17 protein-coding genes are annotated in these 21,489 nt (G+C 65.1%); 9 read left to right on the plus strand and 8 right to left on the minus strand.

Annotated features, from left to right (window positions below):
- On the minus strand, positions 1-489 hold the full coding sequence (gene dadR, locus ACIPG5_RS09500; RefSeq protein WP_003258963.1) for a transcriptional regulator DadR: 489 nt from the start codon (positions 487-489) through the stop codon (positions 1-3).
- A gap of 155 nt (positions 490-644) precedes the next feature.
- Between dadR and dadA the strand changes: the two genes are divergently transcribed.
- The 5 genes from dadA (at position 645) to ACIPG5_RS09525 (ending at position 6,429) form a co-directional block, all read left to right on the plus strand.
- On the plus strand, positions 645-1,949 hold the full coding sequence (gene dadA / locus ACIPG5_RS09505; RefSeq protein ID WP_176511347.1) for a D-amino acid dehydrogenase: 1,305 nt from the start codon (positions 645-647) through the stop codon (positions 1,947-1,949).
- A 107-nt stretch (positions 1,950-2,056) separates the two neighbouring features.
- On the plus strand, positions 2,057-3,130 hold the full coding sequence (gene alr, locus ACIPG5_RS09510; protein WP_176511348.1) for an alanine racemase: 1,074 nt from the start codon (positions 2,057-2,059) through the stop codon (positions 3,128-3,130).
- 109 nt (positions 3,131-3,239) lie between these two features.
- Positions 3,240-3,788 carry a cupin domain-containing protein gene (locus ACIPG5_RS09515; protein WP_021785230.1) on the plus strand — a complete coding sequence of 183 codons (549 nt, stop codon included), beginning with the start codon at positions 3,240-3,242 and terminating at the stop codon, positions 3,786-3,788.
- 136 nt (positions 3,789-3,924) lie between these two features.
- Positions 3,925-4,350 (plus strand): cytochrome c5 family protein, encoded by a 426-nt coding sequence (locus ACIPG5_RS09520; protein ID WP_176511434.1) that lies wholly within the window; start codon positions 3,925-3,927, stop codon positions 4,348-4,350.
- A 219-nt stretch (positions 4,351-4,569) separates the two neighbouring features.
- A complete protein-coding gene (locus ACIPG5_RS09525; RefSeq protein WP_401374532.1) occupies positions 4,570-6,429 on the plus strand; it encodes an acetyl-CoA hydrolase/transferase C-terminal domain-containing protein in 1,860 nt (619 codons plus the stop codon).
- 108 nt (positions 6,430-6,537) lie between these two features.
- Here the strand turns inward: ACIPG5_RS09525 and ACIPG5_RS09530 are convergent, their stop codons facing one another.
- Both ACIPG5_RS09530 and rep read right to left on the minus strand, forming a co-directional pair.
- The gene (locus tag ACIPG5_RS09530) at positions 6,538-7,110 is read right to left on the minus strand and encodes a xanthine phosphoribosyltransferase (protein ID WP_008092892.1); all 573 of its coding nucleotides are present in this window, start codon (positions 7,108-7,110) and stop codon (positions 6,538-6,540) included.
- A gap of 64 nt (positions 7,111-7,174) precedes the next feature.
- Positions 7,175-9,184, minus strand: coding sequence for a DNA helicase Rep (gene rep, locus ACIPG5_RS09535; protein WP_176511350.1), 2,010 nt, complete (start codon positions 9,182-9,184; stop codon positions 7,175-7,177).
- A gap of 295 nt (positions 9,185-9,479) precedes the next feature.
- Here rep and ACIPG5_RS09540 point away from each other — a divergent pair, with 295 nt between their 5' ends.
- Positions 9,480-11,147 (plus strand): putative bifunctional diguanylate cyclase/phosphodiesterase, encoded by a 1,668-nt coding sequence (locus ACIPG5_RS09540; protein WP_401374535.1) that lies wholly within the window; start codon positions 9,480-9,482, stop codon positions 11,145-11,147.
- A gap of 60 nt (positions 11,148-11,207) precedes the next feature.
- Here ACIPG5_RS09540 and ACIPG5_RS09545 read toward each other — a convergent pair whose 3' ends face one another.
- The gene (locus tag ACIPG5_RS09545; protein WP_401374538.1) at positions 11,208-12,596 is read right to left on the minus strand and encodes a NorM family multidrug efflux MATE transporter; all 1,389 of its coding nucleotides are present in this window, start codon (positions 12,594-12,596) and stop codon (positions 11,208-11,210) included.
- A 155-nt stretch (positions 12,597-12,751) separates the two neighbouring features.
- Between ACIPG5_RS09545 and ACIPG5_RS09550 the strand changes: the two genes are divergently transcribed.
- Entirely contained in the window at positions 12,752-13,678 is a 927-nt protein-coding gene (locus ACIPG5_RS09550) for a LysR substrate-binding domain-containing protein (RefSeq protein ID WP_176511353.1), read from the plus strand.
- A gap of 132 nt (positions 13,679-13,810) precedes the next feature.
- On the opposite strand, the gene ACIPG5_RS09555 is transcribed toward ACIPG5_RS09550, so the two are convergent.
- Together ACIPG5_RS09555 and ACIPG5_RS09560 are read right to left on the minus strand one after the other, a co-directional pair.
- Positions 13,811-15,205 carry a VOC family protein gene (locus tag ACIPG5_RS09555; RefSeq protein ID WP_401374541.1) on the minus strand — a complete coding sequence of 465 codons (1,395 nt, stop codon included), beginning with the start codon at positions 15,203-15,205 and terminating at the stop codon, positions 13,811-13,813.
- A 172-nt stretch (positions 15,206-15,377) separates the two neighbouring features.
- Positions 15,378-16,268 carry a LysR family transcriptional regulator gene (locus ACIPG5_RS09560; RefSeq protein WP_401374543.1) on the minus strand — a complete coding sequence of 297 codons (891 nt, stop codon included), beginning with the start codon at positions 16,266-16,268 and terminating at the stop codon, positions 15,378-15,380.
- A gap of 136 nt (positions 16,269-16,404) precedes the next feature.
- Between ACIPG5_RS09560 and ACIPG5_RS09565 the strand changes: the two genes are divergently transcribed.
- Together ACIPG5_RS09565 and ACIPG5_RS09570 are read left to right on the plus strand one after the other, a co-directional pair.
- Positions 16,405-17,895, plus strand: a complete 1,491-nt coding sequence (locus ACIPG5_RS09565) for an aldehyde dehydrogenase family protein (RefSeq protein WP_401374546.1) — start codon at positions 16,405-16,407, stop codon at positions 17,893-17,895.
- A gap of 147 nt (positions 17,896-18,042) precedes the next feature.
- Positions 18,043-19,329 carry an NAD(P)/FAD-dependent oxidoreductase gene (locus ACIPG5_RS09570; protein ID WP_401374548.1) on the plus strand — a complete coding sequence of 429 codons (1,287 nt, stop codon included), beginning with the start codon at positions 18,043-18,045 and terminating at the stop codon, positions 19,327-19,329.
- A gap of 88 nt (positions 19,330-19,417) precedes the next feature.
- On the opposite strand, the gene ACIPG5_RS09575 is transcribed toward ACIPG5_RS09570, so the two are convergent.
- Complete coding sequence (locus ACIPG5_RS09575; RefSeq protein ID WP_401374551.1) at positions 19,418-20,848, minus strand: mechanosensitive ion channel family protein; 1,431 nt, start codon at positions 20,846-20,848, stop codon at positions 19,418-19,420.
- 132 nt (positions 20,849-20,980) lie between these two features.
- Positions 20,981-21,481: an outer membrane beta-barrel protein gene (locus ACIPG5_RS09580; RefSeq protein ID WP_236236889.1), complete on the minus strand. Its 501-nt coding sequence runs from the start codon at positions 21,479-21,481 to the stop codon at positions 20,981-20,983.
- Between the last annotated feature and the right edge of the window lie 8 nt (positions 21,482-21,489).

Consider the following 21,489-nt stretch of genomic DNA (forward strand, 5'->3'; position numbering starts at 1 on the left):
TCAGTCCGGGATCGGCAGGCAGAGGCTCTCCTTTACCTCCTCCATCACGATGTAGCTCTTCGACTCGCGCACGTGCGGCAGCTTCAGCAGGATGTCGCCGAGCAGCTTGCGGTACGAGGCCATTTCCGAGATACGCGCTTTCACCAGGTAGTCGAAATCGCCCGATACCAGGTGGCATTCCAGTACATGGGGCAGCTTGAGCACCGCGCGGCGGAACTCCTCGAAGGTGTCCCCCGACTTGTAGTCCAGGCTGATTTCCACGAACACCAGCAGGCTGCCCTTCAGGTGCTGCGGATTGAGCCGGGCGTTGTAGCCCATGATGATGCCCTCGCGCTCCAGGCGGCGGACGCGCTCGGTGCAAGGGGTGGTGGAAAGCCCAACTTTCTCGCCCAGCTCGGTGAAGGAAATGCGCCCGTCATTCTGCAGAATCCGCAGAATGTTGCGGTCGATCTTGTCCAGTTCACGCTTGCTCTGGTGCTGGGTTCTCATAGGGGATGCCCCTCCGTGAAAGGCGTTTTTGCCAAGAATTCTCGCCAAATATAGGCTTTTATATAGTGAATTGCACTGGCTTCGAATTCATATACTGCGCGCATCCATGCCATATCAACAAAATTTTGCGGTAATCCGCGTGCGAGGGATAAACGATGCGAGTTCTGGTACTTGGTAGCGGTGTAATCGGAACCGCCAGTGCCTATTATCTGGCCAGGCAAGGTTTTGAAGTGACCGTGGTCGACCGCCAGCCGGCGGTGGCCATGGAAACCAGCTTCGCCAACGCAGGCCAGATCTCGCCCGGCTATGCCTCGCCCTGGGCTGCCCCAGGCGTACCGCTGAAGGCCATCAAGTGGCTGCTCGAGCGCCATGCGCCTTTGGCCATCAAGCTCACCGGCGACGTCGACCAGTACCTGTGGATGGCGCAGATGCTGCGCAACTGCACCGCCAGCCGTTACGCGGTGAACAAGGAGCGCATGGTGCGCCTGTCCGAATACAGCCGCGACTGCCTCGACGAACTGCGCGCCGAAACCGGCATCGCCTACGAAAACCGCAGCCTCGGCACCACCCAGCTGTTCCGCACCCAGGCCCAGGTAGACGCCGCGGCCAAGGACATCGCCGTGCTCGAGCAATCGGGCGTGCCCTACGAGCTGCTCGACCGCGACGGCATTGCCCGCGTCGAACCGGCCCTGGCCGGGGTGAAGGGTATCCTCGCCGGCGCACTGCGCCTGCCCAACGATCAGACCGGCGACTGCCAGCTGTTCACCACCAAGCTTGCCGACATGGCCCTGAAGCTGGGCGTCGAGTTCCGCTTCGGCCAGGACATCCAGCGCCTGGACTTCGCCGGCGATCGCATCAATGGCGTGTGGATCGACGGCAAACTGGAAACCGCCGACCGCTACGTGCTGGCCCTGGGCAGCTACTCGCCGCAGATGCTCAAGCCGCTGGGCATCAAGGCGCCGGTGTACCCGCTCAAGGGTTACTCGCTGACCGTGCCGATCACCAACGCCGACATGGCCCCGACCTCGACCATCCTCGATGAGACCTACAAGGTCGCCATCACCCGTTTCGACAACCGCATCCGGGTGGGCGGCATGGCGGAGATCGCCGGTTTTGACCTGTCGCTGAACCCGGCGCGGCGCGAAACGCTGGAGATGATCGTCAACGACCTTTATCCTCGCGGCGGCGACCTGAGCCAGGCCAGCTTCTGGACCGGCCTGCGCCCGGCCACCCCGGACGGTACGCCGATCGTGGGTGCCACCGCGTTCCGCAACCTGTTCCTCAACACCGGCCACGGTACGCTGGGTTGGACCATGGCCTGTGGTTCCGGTCGCCTGCTGGCCGACCTGATTGCGCGCAAGAAGCCGCAGATCAGTGCCGAAGGCCTGGACATTTCCCGTTACGGCAACAGCCCGGAAGTGGCCAAGCACGGCCAGACCGCGCCTGCTCACCAGCAGTAAGGCGGCTGCTCCGGCCTCATCGCCAGCAAGCCGGCTTCTGTAGGAGCCGGCTTGCCGGCGATGAACACCACACCGTTTTCAACCCGAACCACCATAAGGCTGCCGCCATGCGTCCCGCCCGTGCCCTGATCGACCTCCAGGCCCTGCGCCACAACTACCGCCTTGCCCGTGAACTGACCGGCGCCAAAGCCCTCGCCGTGATCAAGGCCGACGCCTACGGCCATGGCGCCGTGCGCTGCGCCCTGGCCCTGGAAACCGAAGCCGACGGCTTTGCCGTGGCCTGCATCGAAGAAGCCCTGGAACTGCGCGCGGCCGGCATCAAGGCGCCGGTGCTGCTGCTCGAAGGCTTTTTCGAAGCCAGCGAACTGGCGCTGATCGCCGAGCATGACCTGTGGTGCGTGGTGCATTCGCTGTGGCAGCTGGAGGCCATCGAGAAAACCCAGGTGAGCAAGCCGCTGACCATCTGGCTCAAGCTCGACAGTGGCATGCACCGGGTGGGCCTGCACCCCAAGGATTATCACGACAGCTACCAGCGCCTGCTGGCCAGCGGCAAGGTCTCGCGCATCGTGCTGATGAGCCACTTCGCCCGCGCCGACGAGCTCGACGCCGATGCCACCGCCCAGCAGATCGCCGTGTTCGACGCTGCTCGCCAGGGCCTTGCCGCCGAGTGCAGCCTGCGCAACTCCCCGGGCGTGCTGGCTTGGCCACAGGCCCCGAGCGACTGGGTACGCCCCGGCATCATGCTGTACGGCGCCACGCCCTTCGAAGTCGAGCAGGCCCAGGCCGAGCGCCTGCAGCCGGTGATGACCCTGCAATCGCGGGTGATCAGCGTGCGTGAACTGCCTGCCGGCGAGCCGGTGGGCTATGGCGCCAAGTTCATCAGCCCGCGCCCCACCCGCGTGGGCGTGGTCGCCATGGGCTATGCCGACGGCTACCCGCGCCAGGCACCCACCGGCACGCCGGTGATGGTCGCCGGCAAGCGCAGCCAGCTGATCGGCCGGGTGTCGATGGACATGCTCTGCATCGACCTCACCGATGTGCCCGAAGCCACCGTCGGCAGCCCGGTCGAGCTGTGGGGCAAGCAGGTGCTGGCCAGCGAAGTGGCCATGCATGCCGGGACCATTCCCTACCAGATCTTCTGCAACCTGAAACGCGTGCCGCTGGACTATTACGGCGAATAAGGCGCCGATGCGGACAGCGTGAGGGGCGGTGTGTTGTAAATACTGAACGGCATTGCCATGATATCGTTCACATCCACCCCCCATCACACCGTTTCAGGAGGCTCCAGCTTTGGACGTCGGCGAACGACTGCAAGCCATCCGCAAGCTCAAGGGCCTGTCCCAGCGTGAACTCGCCAAGCGTGCGGGTGTGACCAACAGCACCATCTCGATGATCGAGAAAAACAGCGTCAGCCCCTCGATCAGCTCACTGCGCAAGGTGCTCAGCGGCATTCCCATGTCCATGGTCGAGTTCTTTTCGGTCGAGCTGGAACCTGAAAGCCCCACCCAGATCGTCTACAAGGCCCACGAGCTGATCGACATCTCGGACGGCGCGGTGACCATGAAGCTGGTGGGCAAGTCGCACCCCAACCGGGCCATTGCGTTTCTGACCGAGGTGTACCCGCCGGGTGCCGACACCGGCGCAGAGATGCTCACCCACGATGGCGAGGAAACCGGCATCCTCCTCGAAGGCCGCCTGGAGCTGGTGGTGGGCAACGAAATCTTCGTCCTCGAAGAAGGCGACAGCTACTACTTCGAAAGCACCCGCCCGCACCGCTTTCGCAACCCGTTCGACCAGCCTGCCCGGCTGATCAGCGCCGCCACGCCGTCGAATTTTTGATCCAGCGCAGTGCATTGCTGTTGCAATACCCCTTTCCCCAGTGGGGTCGTTTCACGGCTTCCAGGTTGCCGCTATACTTTTCAACGCTCGCATTACCGTGGCCGCGGGCGTGATTAGCCACCATGAGGGTGTACGCGTGAACCAAATCAAGAAGATGCTGGCCGTACCAGCAGCCGTATTCGCCCTTTGGGCACTGAGCGCAACCGCAGCGACCAACGATGAACTTGCCAAACGGCTGGAGCCGGTTGGCCAGGTGTGTGTCCAGGGCCAGGAGTGCAAGGGCATGGAAGTGGCCGCCGCGGCGAGCGGGGGTGGCGGCGCCAAGACGCCGGATGATGTCATCGCCAAGCATTGCAATGCCTGCCATGGCACGGGCCTTCTGGGCGCGCCGAAGATTGGCGACACCGCGGCGTGGAAAGAGCGTGCCGATCACCAGGGCGGCCTCGATGGCATCTTGGCCAAGGCCATTACCGGGATCAACGCCATGCCGCCGAAGGGCACCTGTGCGGACTGCTCGGATGATGACCTGAAAGGGGCAATCAAGAAGATGTCCGGGTTGTAAGCTGCCATCGAATTGCACGAGGCCCGCCTTTTTTGGCGGGCTTTGTTTTTGCGTTGTCTGCGCTGGCCTCATCGCCGGCAAGCAGGCTCCCACAGGGTACCTTGAGGCTTGTGCAGTACCTGTGGGAGCCGGCTTGCCGGCGATGAAGCCGGTTCAGGCAACGAATGAGCTCGGCCTCATGTCAAACGCCCTGACCCTACGCAAACTCAGGAGGCCAAGATGCACCTTTGCTCCATCGACAAGGCCGTCGAGCAAGTGCTGTCGCGCCTGCCAGCCCACATCCACATGGGCCTGCCCCTGGGCCTTGGCAAACCCAATGCCTTCGTCAATGCCCTGTACCAGCGCGTTCGCCAACTGCCCGAGCGCCGCCTGACCCTCTACACCGCCCTCAGCCTCGGCCGCCCGCCCCTGGGCGATGGCCTGCAGCGGCGCTTTCTCGAACCCTTCATCGAACGCGTATTCGCCGACTACCAAGAGCTCGACTACCTCGCCGACCTGCGCAACGACAGCCTGCCGCCGAACATCCGCGTCGAGCAGTTCTTCATGCAGCCCGGCAGCCTGCTGCACAGCGACGCCGCGCAACAGGACTACGTCAGCAGCAACTACAGCCACGCAGCCCGCGACATCAACGCCAAGGGCCTGAACCTGGTCGCCCAGCTGGTGGCCGCGGCGCCGGACAAGCCCGTGCACCTGAGCCTGGCCTGCAACCCCGACATCACCCTCGACCTGCTGCCGATGATCGCCAAGCGCCGCGCCGCCGGCGAAACCATCCTCATGCTCGGCCAGGTCCACGCCGAGCTGCCGTACATGCCCGGTGACGCCGAGCTGCCGATCGATGCGTTCGACCTGCTGATCGATGAGGTGGAGCAGCGGCGCCTGTTCTCCACGCCGAACATGCCGGTCACCACCCAGGACCATTGCATCGGCCTGCATGCCAGCTCGCTGGTGCGCGATGGCGGCACCTTGCAGATCGGCATCGGCGCCATGGGCGATGCCGTCGCTGCCGCGCTGCTGGCGCGCCAGGGCGACAATGGCGGCTACCGGGCCTTGCTGGATGAGCTGGACGTGGGCCCGTGGCAGGCGCTGATCGATCGCGAAGGTGGCCTGGCACCCTTCGCCCAGGGCCTGTACGGCTGCAGCGAAATGTTCGTCAACGGCCTGCTGGCGCTGGCCGAGGCCGGCGTGGTGCGGCGCCCGGCAGACGAGCGCGGGGTGCTGGTGCATGGCGGCTTCTTCCTTGGCCCGCGGGCGTTCTACCAGCGGCTGCGGGAGATGCCGCTGGAGCAGCGCGAACGCTTCGCCATGACGCGCATCAGCTTCATCAACGAGCTGTACGGGCAGGAAGCGCTCAAGCGCCGCCAGCGCCGCGATGCACGCTTCATCAACACCGTGTTCACCATGACCCTGCTGGGCGCCGGTGTGGCGGACCAGCTCGAAGACGGCCGCGTGCTCAGCGGCGTCGGTGGCCAATACAACTTCGTCGCCCAGGGCCACGCCCTGGAAGGGGGGCGCTCGATACTGCTGCTGCGCAGCTGGCGCGAGGCGGGCGGCGAGGTGAGCTCCAACCTGCTCTGGGCCTACGGCCACTGCACCATCCCCCGGCACCTGCGCGATATCGTGGTGACCGAGTACGGCATCGCCGACCTGCGCGGGCAAACCGACAGCGAGGTGATTGCACGGTTGCTGGCGATCAGTGATTCGCGTTTCCAGGCAGAGCTGATCGAGCAGGCCAAGAGGGCTGGCAAGCTGGCGAGGGATTTCCAGTTGGATGCGCGGTTCACGGATAACACCCCAGAGCGGCTGGAGGCCATACGGGCGCGGCATGCACGTCTGTTCCCGGAATATCCGCTGGGCACTGACTTCACGGCAGAAGAACGGGACCTGTTGCGGGCGCTGAACTGGCTGAAGAGCAAGTTCAAGCTCAGCGAGGTGCTGGAGTTGGGCAAGGCGGCGCTGGATGCACCGGGGCCTGAGGGCTATGTGGCGCACTTGGCGCGGATGCGGCTGGATGATCCGCAGGGGTTGAAGGAAGAGCTTTACCAGCGGTTGCTGCTGGCGGGGTTGGCGGCGACCCGGTGAGTGCCGGGGCTGCTTAGCAGCCCTTTCGCGACACAAGGCCGCTCCTACAGGAGGGCTGTAGGAGCGGCCTTGTGTCGCGAAAGGGCCGCAAAGCGGCCCCAAAAGCCATCACTCGATGAAGGTAACCACGCCACCTTCCAGCGACTTCACCCGAGCCAGCGATTCAACGCGGTAGCCCTGGCTGTCCAGCTCGGCACGGCCGCCCTGGAACGACTTCTCGATGACGATACCCAGGCCCGCCACGGTGGCGCCGGCCTGCTTGATGATCGAGATCAGTGCCTGCGACGCCTTGCCGTTGGCCAGGAAGTCGTCGATCACCAGGACGCGGTCGCTGCTGTTGAGGTGGCGCGGCGAGATGGCCACGGTGTTCTCGGTCTGCTTGGTGAAGGAGTACACCGTGGCAGTCAGCAGGTTCTCGGTCAGGGTCAGCGACTGGTGCTTGCGCGCGAAGATCACCGGCACGCCCAGCTTCAGGCCGGTCATCACCGCCGGGGCGATGCCCGACGCTTCGATGGTGACGATCTTGGTCACGCCGGCATCGGCGAACAGGCGGGCGAACTCGTCACCGATCAGCTGCATCAGCGCAGGGTCGATCTGGTGGTTGAGAAACGCATCGACTTTGAGAACCTGATCGGAAAGCACGATGCCTTCTTCGCGAATCTTCTGCTGCAGTGCTTCCACTGTTGTTTCCTCGATGTAGCAAAGGTGGCCGCAAATAGCGGCAAAGTTAAAGAGTAATGGTTGATCAGCGTTTGAGCATTGCCCGGATATCGGCCAGGGCGTTGTTGCCGCGCGCGGCTTTCACTTCCACTGGCGCATCGTCCAGGCCTTCCCAGGCCAGGTCGTCCGGCGGCAGTTCGTCGAGGAACCGGCTGGGCGTGCAGTCGATGATTTCGCCGTACTGCTTGCGCTTGGCCGCGAAGGTGAAGGCCAGGGTCTGGCGCGCGCGGGTGATGCCCACGTAGGCCAGGCGGCGTTCCTCTTCGATGGTGTCGGCCTCGATGCTCGAGCGGTGGGGGAGGATTTCCTCCTCCATGCCCATGATGAACACGTAGGGGAATTCCAGGCCCTTGGAGGCATGCAGGGTCATCATCTGCACGCCTTCGGCGTTTTCTTCCTCTTCCTGCTGACGCTCGAGCATGTCACGCAACACCAGCTTGCCGATGGCGTCCTCGATGGTCATGTCACCCTCTTCATCCTTCTCGAGGGTGTTCTTCAGTGCTTCGACCAGGAACCAGACGTTGCTGATGCGAAACTCCGCCGCCTTGTCGCTGGCGGTCTGCTGGCGGATCCAGTTTTCGTAGTCGATGTCGCGGATCATCTCGTGCAGCGCGGCGATCGGGTCTTCCAGGGCAACCTTGTGGCGCACCCCGTCGAGCCAGTGCTTGAAGCGCTGCAGGCGCTCGGTGTAGCGGGCGTCCAGGTGTTCGCCCAGGCCCATTTCCTCGCTGGCGGCGTACATCGAGATGCCGCGCTCGGTGGCGTAGTTGCCGAGCTTTTCCAGGGTGGTCGAGCCGATCTCGCGGCGCGGCACGTTGATCACCCGCAGGTAGGCGTTGTCGTCGTCGGGGTTCACCAGCAGGCGCAGGTAGGCCATGAGGTCCTTGACCTCCTGGCGGCCGAAGAAGCTGTTGCCGCCGGACAGGCGATAGGGCACCTGGTGGTGCTGCAGCTTCAGTTCGATCAGCTTGGCCTGGTAGTTGCCGCGGTAGAGGATGGCGAAGTCGCTGTACGGGCGGTTGGTGCGCAGGTGCAGGGTGAGGATTTCCATGGCCACGCGCTCGGCCTCGGCTTCCTCGTTCTTGCAGCGGATCACGCGGATCTCGTCGCCCACGCCCATCTCGCTCCACAGCTGTTTCTCGAACGCGTGCGGGTTGTTGGCGATCAACACGTTGGCGCAGCGCAGGATGCGGCTGGTGGAGCGGTAGTTCTGCTCGAGCATGACGATCTTCAGGGAGGGGTAGTCCTCCTTGAGCAGCATGAGGTTTTCCGGGCGGGCGCCACGCCAGGCGTAGATCGACTGGTCGTCGTCGCCCACCACGGTGAACTGGTTGCGCATGCCGATCAGCATCTTCACCAGCAGGTACTGGCTGGCGTTGGTGTCCTGGTATTCGTCCACCAGCAGGTAGCGCACGCGGTTCTGCCAGCGCTCGAGCACCTCGGGGTGCTCCTGGAACAGCTTGACCGGCTGCAGGATCAGGTCGTCGAAGTCCACCGCGTTGAACGCCTTGAGCGTGCGCTGGTAGTGGGTGTAGACGATGGCGGCGGTCTGCTCGCGCGGGTTGCGGGCTTTTTCCAGGGCTTCGGCGGGGAGGATCAGGTCGTTCTTCCAGGCACCGATCATGTTCTTGATCTCGTCGATGCCGTCGTCGCCGGAGTATTCCTTCTGCATGATGTCCGACAGCAGCGCCTTGATGTCGGACTCGTCGAAGATCGAGAAGCCCGGCTTGTAGCCCAGCTTGTCGTGCTCCTTGCGGATGATGTTCAGGCCCAGGTTGTGGAAGGTGCACACCGTGAGGCCCCGGCCTTCCCCTGGGCGCAGCAGGGTGCCGACCCGCTCCTTCATCTCGCGCGCGGCCTTGTTGGTGAAGGTCATCGCCACGATGTACTGGGCACGAATGCCGCAGTTCTGGATGAGGTGGGCAATCTTGCGCGTGATCACGCTGGTCTTGCCGGAGCCTGCACCGGCGAGCACCAAAAGAGGGCCGCCGACGTAGTCACGGGCTTCCTGTTGCCTGGGATTGAGTCGGGACATGCTAGAAACCGGGGGTCGCCAGAAAATAGCCGCGCATTCTAACAGGCATGGGGCGGTTGTGGCGCGACCGTCTGACGTCTGAGTCAACGTTTTATCGACGCATAGCATTAGCCAGACTAATGCTATTCATGGAAAAAATCGGATTTGCCGGTTTCGCGACTTTCGCGCAGGATGCACGTCAAAATGCGTCGGTACGCTGTGGGCAGGGATATGTCTAAAAGTGAAAATCATTTTCATTTATGCAGTAGCATAGCCGACCTCCCCCGTGTCACCGTTCAAGCCCTAAGGAGCCCGCTTGTCCACGCCTGTCGAACCTCTGCGTTTGCTGTTGTTGGCTGATGAGCCGGAATGGGCTGCCTTGCTGCGCGAGTGCCTGTTGCCGCTGGGCGACACGGCGGTATTGCTGACCGCACCGAACTGGGCCGCGGTCGATAGCCTGTTCAGTCACGACCGCCAGGCGGTGATCCTGGCGACCCCGGCCCTGCAGCCGGCGCCGGGGCGTTGCGACTTGCCGACCATCCTTTTGCTCGACCATGAGCCAGCGCTGCCACCAACCGGCGTCAGCGACTGGCTGGTGCTGGGCCAGCTCAATGCCGACGCCCTGCGCCGCTGCCTGCGCCACGTGCGCGAGCGCGGCGTGCTGGTGGCCACCTTGCAGCGCCTGGCCGAGCAAGACCCCCTCACCGGTATCGCCAACCGCCAGGGCTTCCAGGCCTTGCTCACCGCGCGCCTGGCCGAGAACGAAGGCCGCGGCGTTGCCCTTGGCCACCTGGACCTGGACAACTTCCGCCACGTCAATGACGCCCTCGGCCACCAGGGCGGCGACCGCCTGATCCTGCAGGTGGTGTCGCGGCTCAAGCTGCAACTGGAAGCGGGCGACCAGCTGGCGCGCCTGGGCAGTGACGAGTTCGCCTTGCTGATCGACACCCGCCGCGATGCCAACCGCGCCGAGTGGATCGCCGAACGCATCGTCGAGGCCCTGGCCGAGCCGTACTGGATCGATGGCGAAAGCCTGTTGCTCGGCTGCAGCCTGGGCATCGCCCATGCCCGCGCCCAGGGCGGCGCCGACCCGCTGATGTGGCACGCGCACATCGCCATGCGCCAGGCCAAGAGCAGCCAGGGCTGCAACTTCCATGTATTCAACGAGCGGATCAACCGCAACGCCCGCAGCCTGGCGGACCTTGAAAGCGAACTGCGCCGGGCTTTGCGCCGCGACGAGCTGGAGCTGCACTACCAGCCGCGGCTGAACCTCGCCGATGGGCGCATCGTCGGCCTGGAGGCGCTGGTGCGCTGGCGCCATGCCGAGCGCGGGCTGCTGCCGCCGAGCGAATTCGTGCCGCTGGCCGAACAGAGCGGGCTGATCGTGCCGCTGGGCTACTGGGTCATCTCGCGCGCCCTGCGCGACATGCAGGCCCTGCGCGAAAGCGGGCTGGAGCCCCTGCACATGGCGGTGAACCTGAGCTTCCGCCAGTTCCAGGACAGCCAGCTGCTGGCCACCTTGAGCCGGCTGATCATCGAGCACGGCGTCGACGCCCGCTGGCTGGAATTCGAGCTGACCGAAACCGCCGTGATGCGCCGCAACGAGCTGGTGCGCCAGACCATGGACGCCTTGGGGCGCCTGGGCGTGCGCTTCTCGCTGGATGATTTCGGCACCGGCTTCTCTTCGTTCGTGCACCTGAACAGCCTGCCGATCACCCTGCTCAAGGTGGACCGCAGCTTCGTCGCCGAAATGGAAATGCGCGAGGAAAACCGCAAGCTGGTTCACGCCATGATCAACCTGGCGCACAACCTCAACCTCGAGGTGGTGGCCGAAGGTGTCGAGAGTGAGGAGCAGATGGCCTTGCTGCGCGGCTTTGGCTGCGATCAGGTGCAGGGCTTTCTGGTCAGCAAGCCGCTGCCGGTGGAGGAGTTGGTGGCATACCTGCAGCAGGTGGCAGGGCCCAAGCTCGCAAGCGTCCTCTAGGGCCTCATCGCCGGCAAGCCGGCTCCCACAGCAGCCCTTGCCGGCGACAGGAGCCCCAAGTCAGGCCGAAACAGCCGCCTCATCCGCAACCTTGGCCTTGCCCAGCATCCGCTTCATCCGCCACTCAAAGCCCAGGGTCAGCGCCACCGAAGCGCACGCCAGCCCCAGTGCCAGCCCCCACCAGACCCCTACAGCACCGCCGCCCAGGGTAAAGGTGAACAGCCAGGCACTCGGCGCCCCGACCAGCCAATAGCAGCACAGGCCGATCAGGAAGGTGGTCTTGGCATCCTTCAGCCCACGGATCGAGCCCATGGCAATGGTCTGCACGCCATCGAACAGCTCGAACCACGCCGCCACCATCAGCAGCTGCACCGCCAGCTGGAAGATCGCCGCGAACGCCGGGTCGTGGCGGTCGATGAACAGCCCCACCAGCGCCTCCGGCAGCAGCCAGAACAGCGCAGCGAAGCCGAACATGATGCTCGCGCCAAAGCCGATCCCGACCCGCCCGGCACTGCGCGCCGCCAGCAGGTTGCCGGCACCGAAGTACAGGCCCACGCGCATGGTCACCGCATACGAAAGGCCGGTCGGCACCATGAACGCGGTGGAGACGATCTGCAGGGCGATCTGGTGGGCGCCCAGTTCGGTGCTGCCGAGCACGCCCATGCACAGGGCGGCGAAGGCGAACAGGCCGACCTCCACCATGTAGGTGCCACCAATCGGCAGGCCCAGGCGCCACAGCTCGCGCAACGCCGGCAGGGAAGGGCGCGACAGGCCCTTGCGCAGCGGGTAGGCGTCGTAGGCCGGGTGCCAGCGGATGTACAGCGCCAGGGCGATGGCCATGCCCATCGACACCACCGCAGTGACCATGCCGATGCCCATCAGCCCGAGCTTGGGCAGGCCGAACATGCCCTCGATCAGCGCGTGGTTGAACAGGTAGTTGAGCACCGTGCCGACCAGGCTGATGACCATCACCGGCGTCGAGCGGCCCAGGGCGCTGGTGAAGCCGCGCAGGGCCATGAACGTCAGGTAGCCGGGCAGCGCCAGCGGCAGCAAGGTGAGGAACTGGGCAGCGGATTCGACGTTTTCCGGCTGCTGGCCGAACAGCAGCAACACCGGTTTGAGGTTCCACAGCACCAGCGCGGCCAGCACCGCCAGGCCCCAGGCCAGCCACAGGCCATTCTGCGCCAGGCGGGTGGCGCCCTCGATGTCGTTGGCGCCCTTGCGGATGGCCACCAGCGTGCCGACCGCGGCGATCACGCCGAGGCAGAAGATCGACACGAACGAATAGCCCGCCGCGCCCAGGCCGCCGCCGGCCAGAGCCTGCGGGCTGATGCGGGCCATCATCAGGGTGTCGGTGAGCACCATCAGCATGTGCGCCAACTGCGAGGCGATCAGCGGCCCGGCCAGGCGCAGCAAAGCCTTGAGTTCTGTGGTGGGCGCGACGTGCATGGGGGTGTCCTTGTGACTGACTCGGTGAACGAGGGTGGATTCTGAAGCTTTGGTCAGCTTTGTACAAAAGGATAATAGCGATGGTTGGCATGAGTTGGACTCATGCATATATGATTCCGGCTTTTCCCATCTTGCCCCCGAATACCAGGTACCCCATGTCCCGTCAGCTCCCTCCGCTGTATGCGCTGCGCGCATTCGAAGCGGCCGCTCGGCTGAGCTCGTTCACCCGTGCCGGTGAAGCGTTGTCGATTACCCAGAGCGCGGTCAGCCGGCACATCCGCACCCTCGAGGACCACTTCGCCTGCCGCCTGTTCGTGCGCAGCGGCCGCAGCCTGCAGCTGACCGAGGCCGCCCGGGTGCTGCTGCCCGGTGTGCGCGAAGGCTTCGCAGCGCTGGAGCGCGCCTGCGATACCTTGCGCGGTGAAGATGACATCCTGCGCATGAAGGCCCCCTCGACCTTGACCATGCGCTGGTTGCTGGCGCGGTTGAGCCATTTCCGCCACTTGCAGCCGGGCAACGAGGTGCAACTGACCAGCGCCTGGATGGACGTCGACCACGTCGACTTCAACCAGGAGCCGTTCGACTGTGCGGTGCTGCTCAGCGATGGCGTATTTCCGCCGGAGTGGGAGGTGCGCCCGCTGTTTGCCGAGCTGCTGATCCCGGTGGGCGCCCCGGACCTGCTCGAGGACGGCCCGCTGGACGTGCGCCGGCTGGCCGGCATCGAGCTGCTGCACCCCACGCCCGACAAGCGCGACTGGCGGGAATGGCTGGAGCGCATGGGCCTGGCCGACAAGGTGTCGCTCAAGGGCGGGCAGGTGTTCGACACCCTGGAGCTGGGCATGATCGCTGCGGCCCGTGGCTACGGGATCTCCATGGGCGACCTGCTGATGGTGGCCGAGGATGTGGCGCAAGGGCGCCTGAGCCTGCCTTGGCCGACCGCGGTGCCCAGCGGCATGGACTACTACCTGGTGTGGCCGCGCACAAGGCCGGGGGGCGAGCGCTTGCGGCGCTTGAGCGCGTTCTTGCAGGAAGAGGCGGCGGCGATGAACCTGCCGGATGTGCAAATCCTGCCGGCCCTTTGATTGCCTGAACGGGCCCTATCGCCGGCAAGCCGGCTCCCACAGGTACAGCGCAAAAATCAAGAACTGTGGTGACCCTGTGGGAGCGGGCTTGCCCGCGAATGGGGCGCAAAGCGCTCCCAGCGATCCTGAGCCCTACACCAACTGCAGGTTCAACGCCTGGGCACAAGCCTGCAACGACCGCTGCTCGCTCTGCGCATACAGCGCCAGCTCATCCTGCACCTGCAGCCCCAACGCCGCCTCGAACGCCTCGCGGTTGGCATTGCTGCCGTATTCGGCCTGGGCCTCGTCACCCAGGTTGGACTGGAAGATGCCCGCCGCACTCACCGGCAGGAAGTCTTCATACACCAGCGTCTCGAAGTGCACATGGCCTGCCTCGATCAAGCCCGCCAGGGTGGTCGGGCGGCCTTGCTGGTCACGCGCCGCCAGGCCCTTTTCAGTGGCGAAGTAGCGGAAGTAGGCCAGGCCCTGCTCGCGCATCTGCGCCAGGTCATCCGGGAATGGCGCAAAGTGCTGCTGCAGCAGCGCCATGTAGCGCTCGGCATTGGCCTCGGCAGGTACGCCACCCAAGGCTGCGCGGGTGGCATCGAGCAGGCGGTCATACAGCTGGCGCCCTTTGGGCGTGAGTGCCGCGCCCCGCTGCTCGATCTCGCCGAAGCGCGCGGTGTGGCTGCCTTCGCTGCCTTGCTGGTCGATGAACGCGACCTTTTCCTGCAGCGCCTTGAAGCTAGTCTGGCGCAACAGGATCGGGTGCCGGCGGGTGGGCGGGCCTTCGACCACAGCCTTGGGCGGGATGCCCTTGGCCGGCATGCCGCGCTGGATTGCATCGATGTCCAGGGTGCGCGGGGTCAGGTGGTTGATGTGCGGGCCTTTGAACGCCACCACGTCGGCGATCAGGCGGTGCTGATCGTGCAGTTGCTGGTACTGCTCGGCGGTGACGGTGGCGTCCTGGTGCCAGCGGAAGGTGTGCAGCGCCTCTTGTACGAAAGCCGCGGCATCCGTGGCGTTCAAGCCGCCGTCACGCTCGTGCTGGGCAATCAGGTCGAGGGCGCGGGGGGTAAAGATCTTGCGCTTGGCCAGGATGCTCTGCGCCAGCTCGCGCAGTTGCGGGTTGTCGATCAGTTCCAGGCGCAGCAGCGAGGTGAACACGCGGAACGGGCTGATGTGCAGCGACTGCTCATGCACCGCGCGAAAAGCGGTGGAATGCACCGGTACGCCGGCCGAGCTCAAGTCGTAATAGCCGACCGGCTGCATGCCCATGACCGCGAACAGCCGGGCGATGGTGGCCAGCTCTTCGGCGGTGCCGACGCGGATGGCGCCGTGGCGCTCCTGGTCCAGGCGCTCGATTTCGCCGGTCCAGCGCAGGGCCTCGGCCACGGCGGGCTGCTGGGCCATGACCTGCTGGTTGATTTCGCTCACCAGCTCCAGCAGCGTGCCGTACAGCGGCACTTCCTGTTTGTACATGAGCGACATGGCGGCAGAGAACTGCGCGCGGATGCTGTCGGGGCTGACGAAATCGTGGGCGGGCATCGCTAGCTTCCTGGTTGGGTTCGGACGTTTACATGAAAGCTGGGAATGCACTATGGCCACAAGCGAAAAAAAGTGGCTGTGTCATTCCTTTTTTGATCGACCTCAAGGTTTGCACAGAACCCTGTAGGAGCCGGCTTGCCGGCGATTGGGCCGCAAGGCGGCCCCAGCATGCTCAACCCTGCAGCTGTTCCCGAATCCACCCCACCAGCGCCCGTACCTTGGGCACTTCAGCCGCGTGCTCGGCATACGCCAGGTAATGCGCCCCGGCACTGTTCATCGCATGGTTCCAGGGAATGACCAGGCTCCCCTCGCTCAACTCCTTGGCCACCAGGTACCGCGGCACCAGCGCCACCCCACACCCTGCCTGCGCCGCACTCAGCGCCATGTAGAAGGTATCGAAGCGCGGCCCGTGGTAGGCGCTGACGCTGTGCAACCCCAGCTCCAGGAACCACTCGTGCCAGGCCTCGGGCCGCGACGTGCTCTGCAGCAGCACCAGCTCGGCGAGCTCCCCGGCATCCTGCAGTTCACGCCCGCCCAGCAACTCCGGCGCGCACACCGGCACCACTTGCTCGCGGAACAGCTCGATGCAAGTAGCCCCCGGCCAGGTGCCCTGCCCATAGAAGAACACCACGTCCGCCGAGCCCTGCAGCAAGGCGAACGGCTCCATTTCGTTGCGGATGTCCAGGTGGATGTTCGAGTGGCGCTTGCCAAAACCCTTGAGGTGCGGGATCAGCCAGCGCACGCCAAAACTCGGTTGAGTGGCTACCTTCAATATCTCGGTCTGCTCGCCGTAGGTCAGTACGTAGCGGCTGGACATGTCCACCTGGGTGAGGATCTTGTTGACCTCGGCCAGGTACAGGCTGCCCGCCGGAGTCAGTTGCAGGCGCCGGCGGATACGCAGGAACAGGTGGTGGCGCAGCATGTCTTCGAGCTGCGCCACCTGTTTGCTGACGGCGCTCTGGGTCAGGTGCAGCTCTTCGGCGGCACGGGTAAAACTCAGGTGACGGGCCGCAGCTTCGAAGCACTGCAGGGCGGTCATGGAGGGCACCAGGCGTTTGGACATAGCGGTCTCAGTGGCTCAAATCATTACCTGACGGAATGATATGCGGAATAAAGGTCGTTTGTTGCACCGGTGCGATCGGATTAATACTGATCCACATCATTTTTCCACCCCATCACCCGATGTAGGAGAAGCACAAATGGTTGCTGGATTGCTCGAGCGCCTTGGCGTTGCCGCCGCGGAATACACCCAGGGCGACTACCCTGTTCACACGCCGATCGACGGCAGCCAGATCGCCTCGGTGAAACTGCTCGGCAAAGCCGAGACCACCGCCCGCATCGATCAGGCCCACAGCGCCTTCGAAGCCTGGCGCAGCGTGCCGGCCCCGCGCCGTGGCGAGCTGGTGCGCCTGTTCGGCGAAGTGCTGCGCGCACACAAGGCCGAGCTCGGCGAGCTGGTGTCGATCGAAGCCGGCAAGATCACCCAGGAAGGCCTGGGCGAAGTGCAGGAAATGATCGACATCTGCGACTTCGCCGTCGGCCTGTCGCGCCAGCTGTACGGCCTGACCATCGCCTCCGAGCGCCCTGGCCACCACATGCGTGAAAGCTGGCACCCGCTGGGCGTGGTCGGCGTGATCAGCGCCTTCAACTTCCCGGTGGCGGTGTGGGCCTGGAATACCACCCTGGCGCTGGTGGCCGGTAACGCCGTGGTCTGGAAACCGTCGGAAAAGACCCCGCTGACCGCCCTGGCCTGCCAGGCGCTGTTCGAAAAAGCCCTGAAAGCCTTCGGCGACGCCCCGGCTGGCCTGGCGCAACTGGTGATCGGCGGGCGTGAAGCCGGCGAAGCGCTGGTCGACGACCCGCGCGTGCCGCTGGTCAGCGCCACCGGCAGCACCCGCATGGGCCGTGAAGTCGGCCCACGCGTGGCCGCCCGCTTCGGCCGCAGCATCCTCGAACTGGGCGGCAACAATGCCATGATCCTGGCCCCGAGCGCCGACCTGGACCTGGCCGTGCGCGGCATCCTGTTCTCCGCCGTGGGCACCGCAGGCCAGCGTTGCACCACCCTGCGCCGGCTGATCGTGCACCGTTCGATCAAGGACGAAGTGGTTGCCCGGGTGAAAGCCGCCTACGCCAAGGTGCGCATCGGTGACCCACGCAAGGACAACCTGGTCGGCCCGCTGATCGACAAGCAGTCGTTCGACGCCATGCAAGGCGCCCTGGCCAAGGCACGCGACGAGGGCGGCCAGGTATTCGGTGGCGAGCGCCAGCTGGCCGACCAGTACCCCAATGCCTACTACGTGTCGCCGGCGATTGCCGAGATGCCGGGGCAAAGCGACGTGGTGCGCCATGAAACCTTCGCACCGATCCTCTACGTGCTGGCCTACGACGACTTCGAAGAAGCGCTGCACCTGAACAACGAAGTGCCGCAAGGCCTGTCCTCGTGCATCTTCACCACCGACCTGCGTGAAGCGGAGCGCTTCCAGAGCGCCTCGGGCAGCGACTGCGGCATTGCCAACGTCAACATCGGCACCAGCGGTGCCGAGATCGGCGGGGCGTTTGGTGGCGAGAAGGAAACCGGCGGTGGTCGCGAGTCGGGTTCCGATGCCTGGAAGGGCTACATGCGTCGCCAGACCAACACCGTGAACTACTCGCGCGAGCTGCCGCTGGCGCAGGGTATCGTGTTCGACTGATGCTGCATGGCCGGGGGCGCTGCCCCCGGTTCGCCGGCAAGCCGGCTCCCACAGTGATCGCGCCGAGCATGCGATCCTTGTGGGAGCCGGCTTGCCGGCGATGGGCTGCACGCCAGCCCCAACAAGAACAATATGCTGGAGCCGGCCATGTCCGAATTGCGTCAACAATGCTTGTGGGAACACGTCAGCCAACCGACCGTCGCCGCCCAGGCCCTGGCCGGTGAGCACAAGGCCGATGTGTGCGTGATCGGTGGCGGCATCACCGGCCTGTCGGCGGCCATCCACCTGCTCGAACAGGGCAAGTCGGTGATCCTGCTGGAGGCCTGGAAGATCGGCCACGGCGGCTCCGGACGCAACGTCGGCCTGGTCAACGCCGGCACCTGGATCCGCCCCGACGACGTCGAGGCGACCCTGGGCCAGAAGCAGGGCAGCCGCCTGAACAAAGTGCTTGGCGATGCCCCGGGCGAAGTCTTCGCCATGATCGAGCGTCTGGGCATCGACTGTCAGGCCCAGCACAAAGGCACCCTGCACATGGCGCACAACGCCACCGGCATTGCCGACCTCGAAGCCCGCCATGAACAGTGGCGCCGCCGCGGTGCCGACGTCGAGCTGCTGACCGGCGCCCAATGCCAGGAATACTGCGGTACCGACAAGATTTCCGCCGCGCTGCTCGACCGCCGCGCCGGCACCATCAACCCCATGGGTTACACCCAGGGCCTGGCCTCGGCCGTGGCTCGCCTGGGTGGCAAGCTGTTCCAGCAATCGTCGGTCGAAGGCCTGGAGCGTGAGGGCGACGCCTGGCGGGTGAAGACCGCACGCGGCTCGGTACGCGCTGACAAGGTGGTGATCTCCACCGGCGCCTACACCGAAGGCGACTGGAGCAACCTGCAGAAGCAGTTCTTCCGTGGCTACTACTACCAGGTGGCGTCCAAGCCCCTGCACGGCGCAGCCGCCGACAAGGTGCTGCCGCACGGCCAGGGCTCGTGGGACACCCGCACGGTGCTCAGCAGCATCCGTCGCGATGACCAGGGCCGCCTGCTGCTCGGCAGCCTCGGCCGGGTCGACAACAAGCCGGCGTGGTTCGTGCGCAGCTGGGCCGATCGTATCCAGAGCCATTACTACCCGGAGCTGGGCAAGGTCGAGTGGGAGATGCACTGGACCGGTTGCATCGACTTCACCCCCGACCACCTGATGCGCCTGTTCGAACCGGCGCCGGGGCTGGTGGCGGTGACCGGCTACAATGGCCGCGGCAATACCACCGGCACGGTGATTGGCCGGGCCTTTGCCGAGTTCCTGCTCAAGGGGGAGGCGGGCAGCCTGCCGATTCCGTTCTCGCCGATGACCGGGGTCAGTGCGCCTTCGTTGCGCACGGCGTTCTATGAGTCCGGGTTCTCGCTGTATCACGCGGGGCAATGCTTGAGAGTTGTGTTGTAGGCGCAGGCCCCATCGCCGGCAAGGCGGCTCCCATAGGGATGGGTGGTGAACCATTGTGGGAGCCGGCTTGCCGGCGATGAGGCCAGTGCTATTTGTGCAACCAGCTCAGGAAACCACCTTTCTTGATGACCGCCGGCTTCTGCTCCAGCAATGACTGGCTCGATTGCTGCCGGGTTCGCTGCAGCCTGGTCAACGCAGTCTTCACCTCCTGGCGCTCCTCCAGGCAACTGCGCACCTGCTCCTTGTCGATGCGAAACAGCAGGCAACTGGTCAGGCTGCGAAACTCGGCATTGGACTGGTCAGCATCGAGCAAGCCCTCGACGCCCAGCACCTCGCCGGGGCCCATGCGCCCGGCCTCGATCAGTTTGTCGCCGTCGCGGATGGCCGCCGAAACCACGCCGGTGCCGATCACCAGCAGGTAGTCCGAGGTGTCGCCCACGCCCAGGATCACCTGGTCTGCCAGGTACTCCACCGAGGTCATGCGCTGGCTCAGGCTGTCCTTCTCGTCGCTGCTCAACGCACGGAAGATCCGCACATCCTCGAGCAGCGCGCGTTGCCGGTTCCAGGCGCGTGCCGGCTGGGTGTCGGCATTCCAGATCACGCCGCTGGCCTCCAGGTGGCGGTGGGCGAGGTCGAACATGTGGTTACGCACCTCGAGCTTCTGGCCCATGCTGGCCACGAAACCGCTGGCCTCGTACTCCACCGACTCAAGGCTGGCGCTCTTGATCGCCACCTTGGGCGGCGGGTTGCTCAGCAGCGCGCGGGTGCCCTGCAGGGTCTTTTCCAGGGCATCGATGACGCGCCGTGGCCGCACGCTGGCGGGCACCACGATGCTGATCGATACCCCGTGCACATCATTGGGCTGGCTGAAATTGAGCAGCTTGGCCTTGGCCGCCACCGAGTTGGGGATCACCGCCAGGCTGCCATTGCCGGTGAGCAGGCGAGTCGCGCGCCAGTCGATGTCGATGACCTTGCCCTCGGTGCCATCGATGCTGATCGAGTCGCCGATCTGGTAGGGGCGGGTGGTGTTCAGCACGATGCCCGAGAACACATCGCTGAGGGTGCTCTGCAATGCCAGGCCGATGACGATCGCCATCACCCCGGAGGTGGCCAGCAGGCCTTTGACCGGCAGGTTGAGCACGTAGGCGGCGGCCGCCACGATGGCGACCAGGAAGGTCACCGCCCCCAGCACATCCTGCAGCAGCCGGCCGGTGTGGCTGCTGCGCGCCACCAGCAGCACGCCGGTGACCACTGTCACCACGCGCGCGGCGAACAGCCACCAGGCGATGCCCAGCACCGTGGCCAGCAGGTTGCGCGCCACATCCTCTACCCAGGGCGCCGGTTGCAATGGGCTGACGCCGGCACTGATCAGCACCCCGGTGAACAGCAGGAACAGGCCCACCCGCAGGCCGATGCGCAGCGCCCGCCGGCCAGCTGCGATCAGGTGCCAGAGCAGCATGTCGAGCGCGATCAGCACAAAGCCGATCAGCAAGGGGTAGTGCTGGATGAGTGCGAGCATGCGGGTCTCGTCGCAGAGGGCTGTTGCTAGTAAAGAGCAGGTTGGCTGCAATTACTACTGGCCAGGCGCGCGACGCGCAGCGGTTGCATGGGGAGGGTGCGGCTCGCTGCAAGCGCAGGAGCCGCAGGGGCATCAGAACATGAAGTAGACGCTGGCGCTGGTCTGGTCCAGGTCGATGTCGCCGACCTTCAGTACTTCCTGCTCCAGGCGCACGCCCAGGTTGCGCAGCACGTCCACCTCGACACCCAGGCCGTAGGTCATGTCCAGGTCGTTGCTGTCGCCGGCGATGTCGTGGTCGGCGTCCCAGGCATGCACGCCGAGGCTGCCGAACAGGCGCACACGCTGCCCGATCGGCATGCCCAGGTGAGCAGTGGCCTGCACCGAGTGGCCATCGAAGTTGCCGTGGTCGCCATCGAAATGCCCCAGGTCGACCCAGGCACCTTCGAACGCCAGGTAAGGGTTCACGCGGTAGCCGACGAAGGCCTTGTAGGCGGTGTCGTCGTCGCTGATCTGGTGCTCGTCGATTTCAACGCGAGTCAGGCCACCGCCGACATAAAGGCCGCGGTCATCGGCCAAGGCGTTGAAGGTGCTGAGCATGAACAGGGCAGCAGCAAGCGGTTTTGCGAATTTCATCAGTCATC

This window comes from Pseudomonas sp. NPDC087029 (assembly GCF_044745345.1).
Classification (GTDB): Bacteria; Pseudomonadota; Gammaproteobacteria; order Pseudomonadales; family Pseudomonadaceae; genus Aquipseudomonas; species Aquipseudomonas faucium.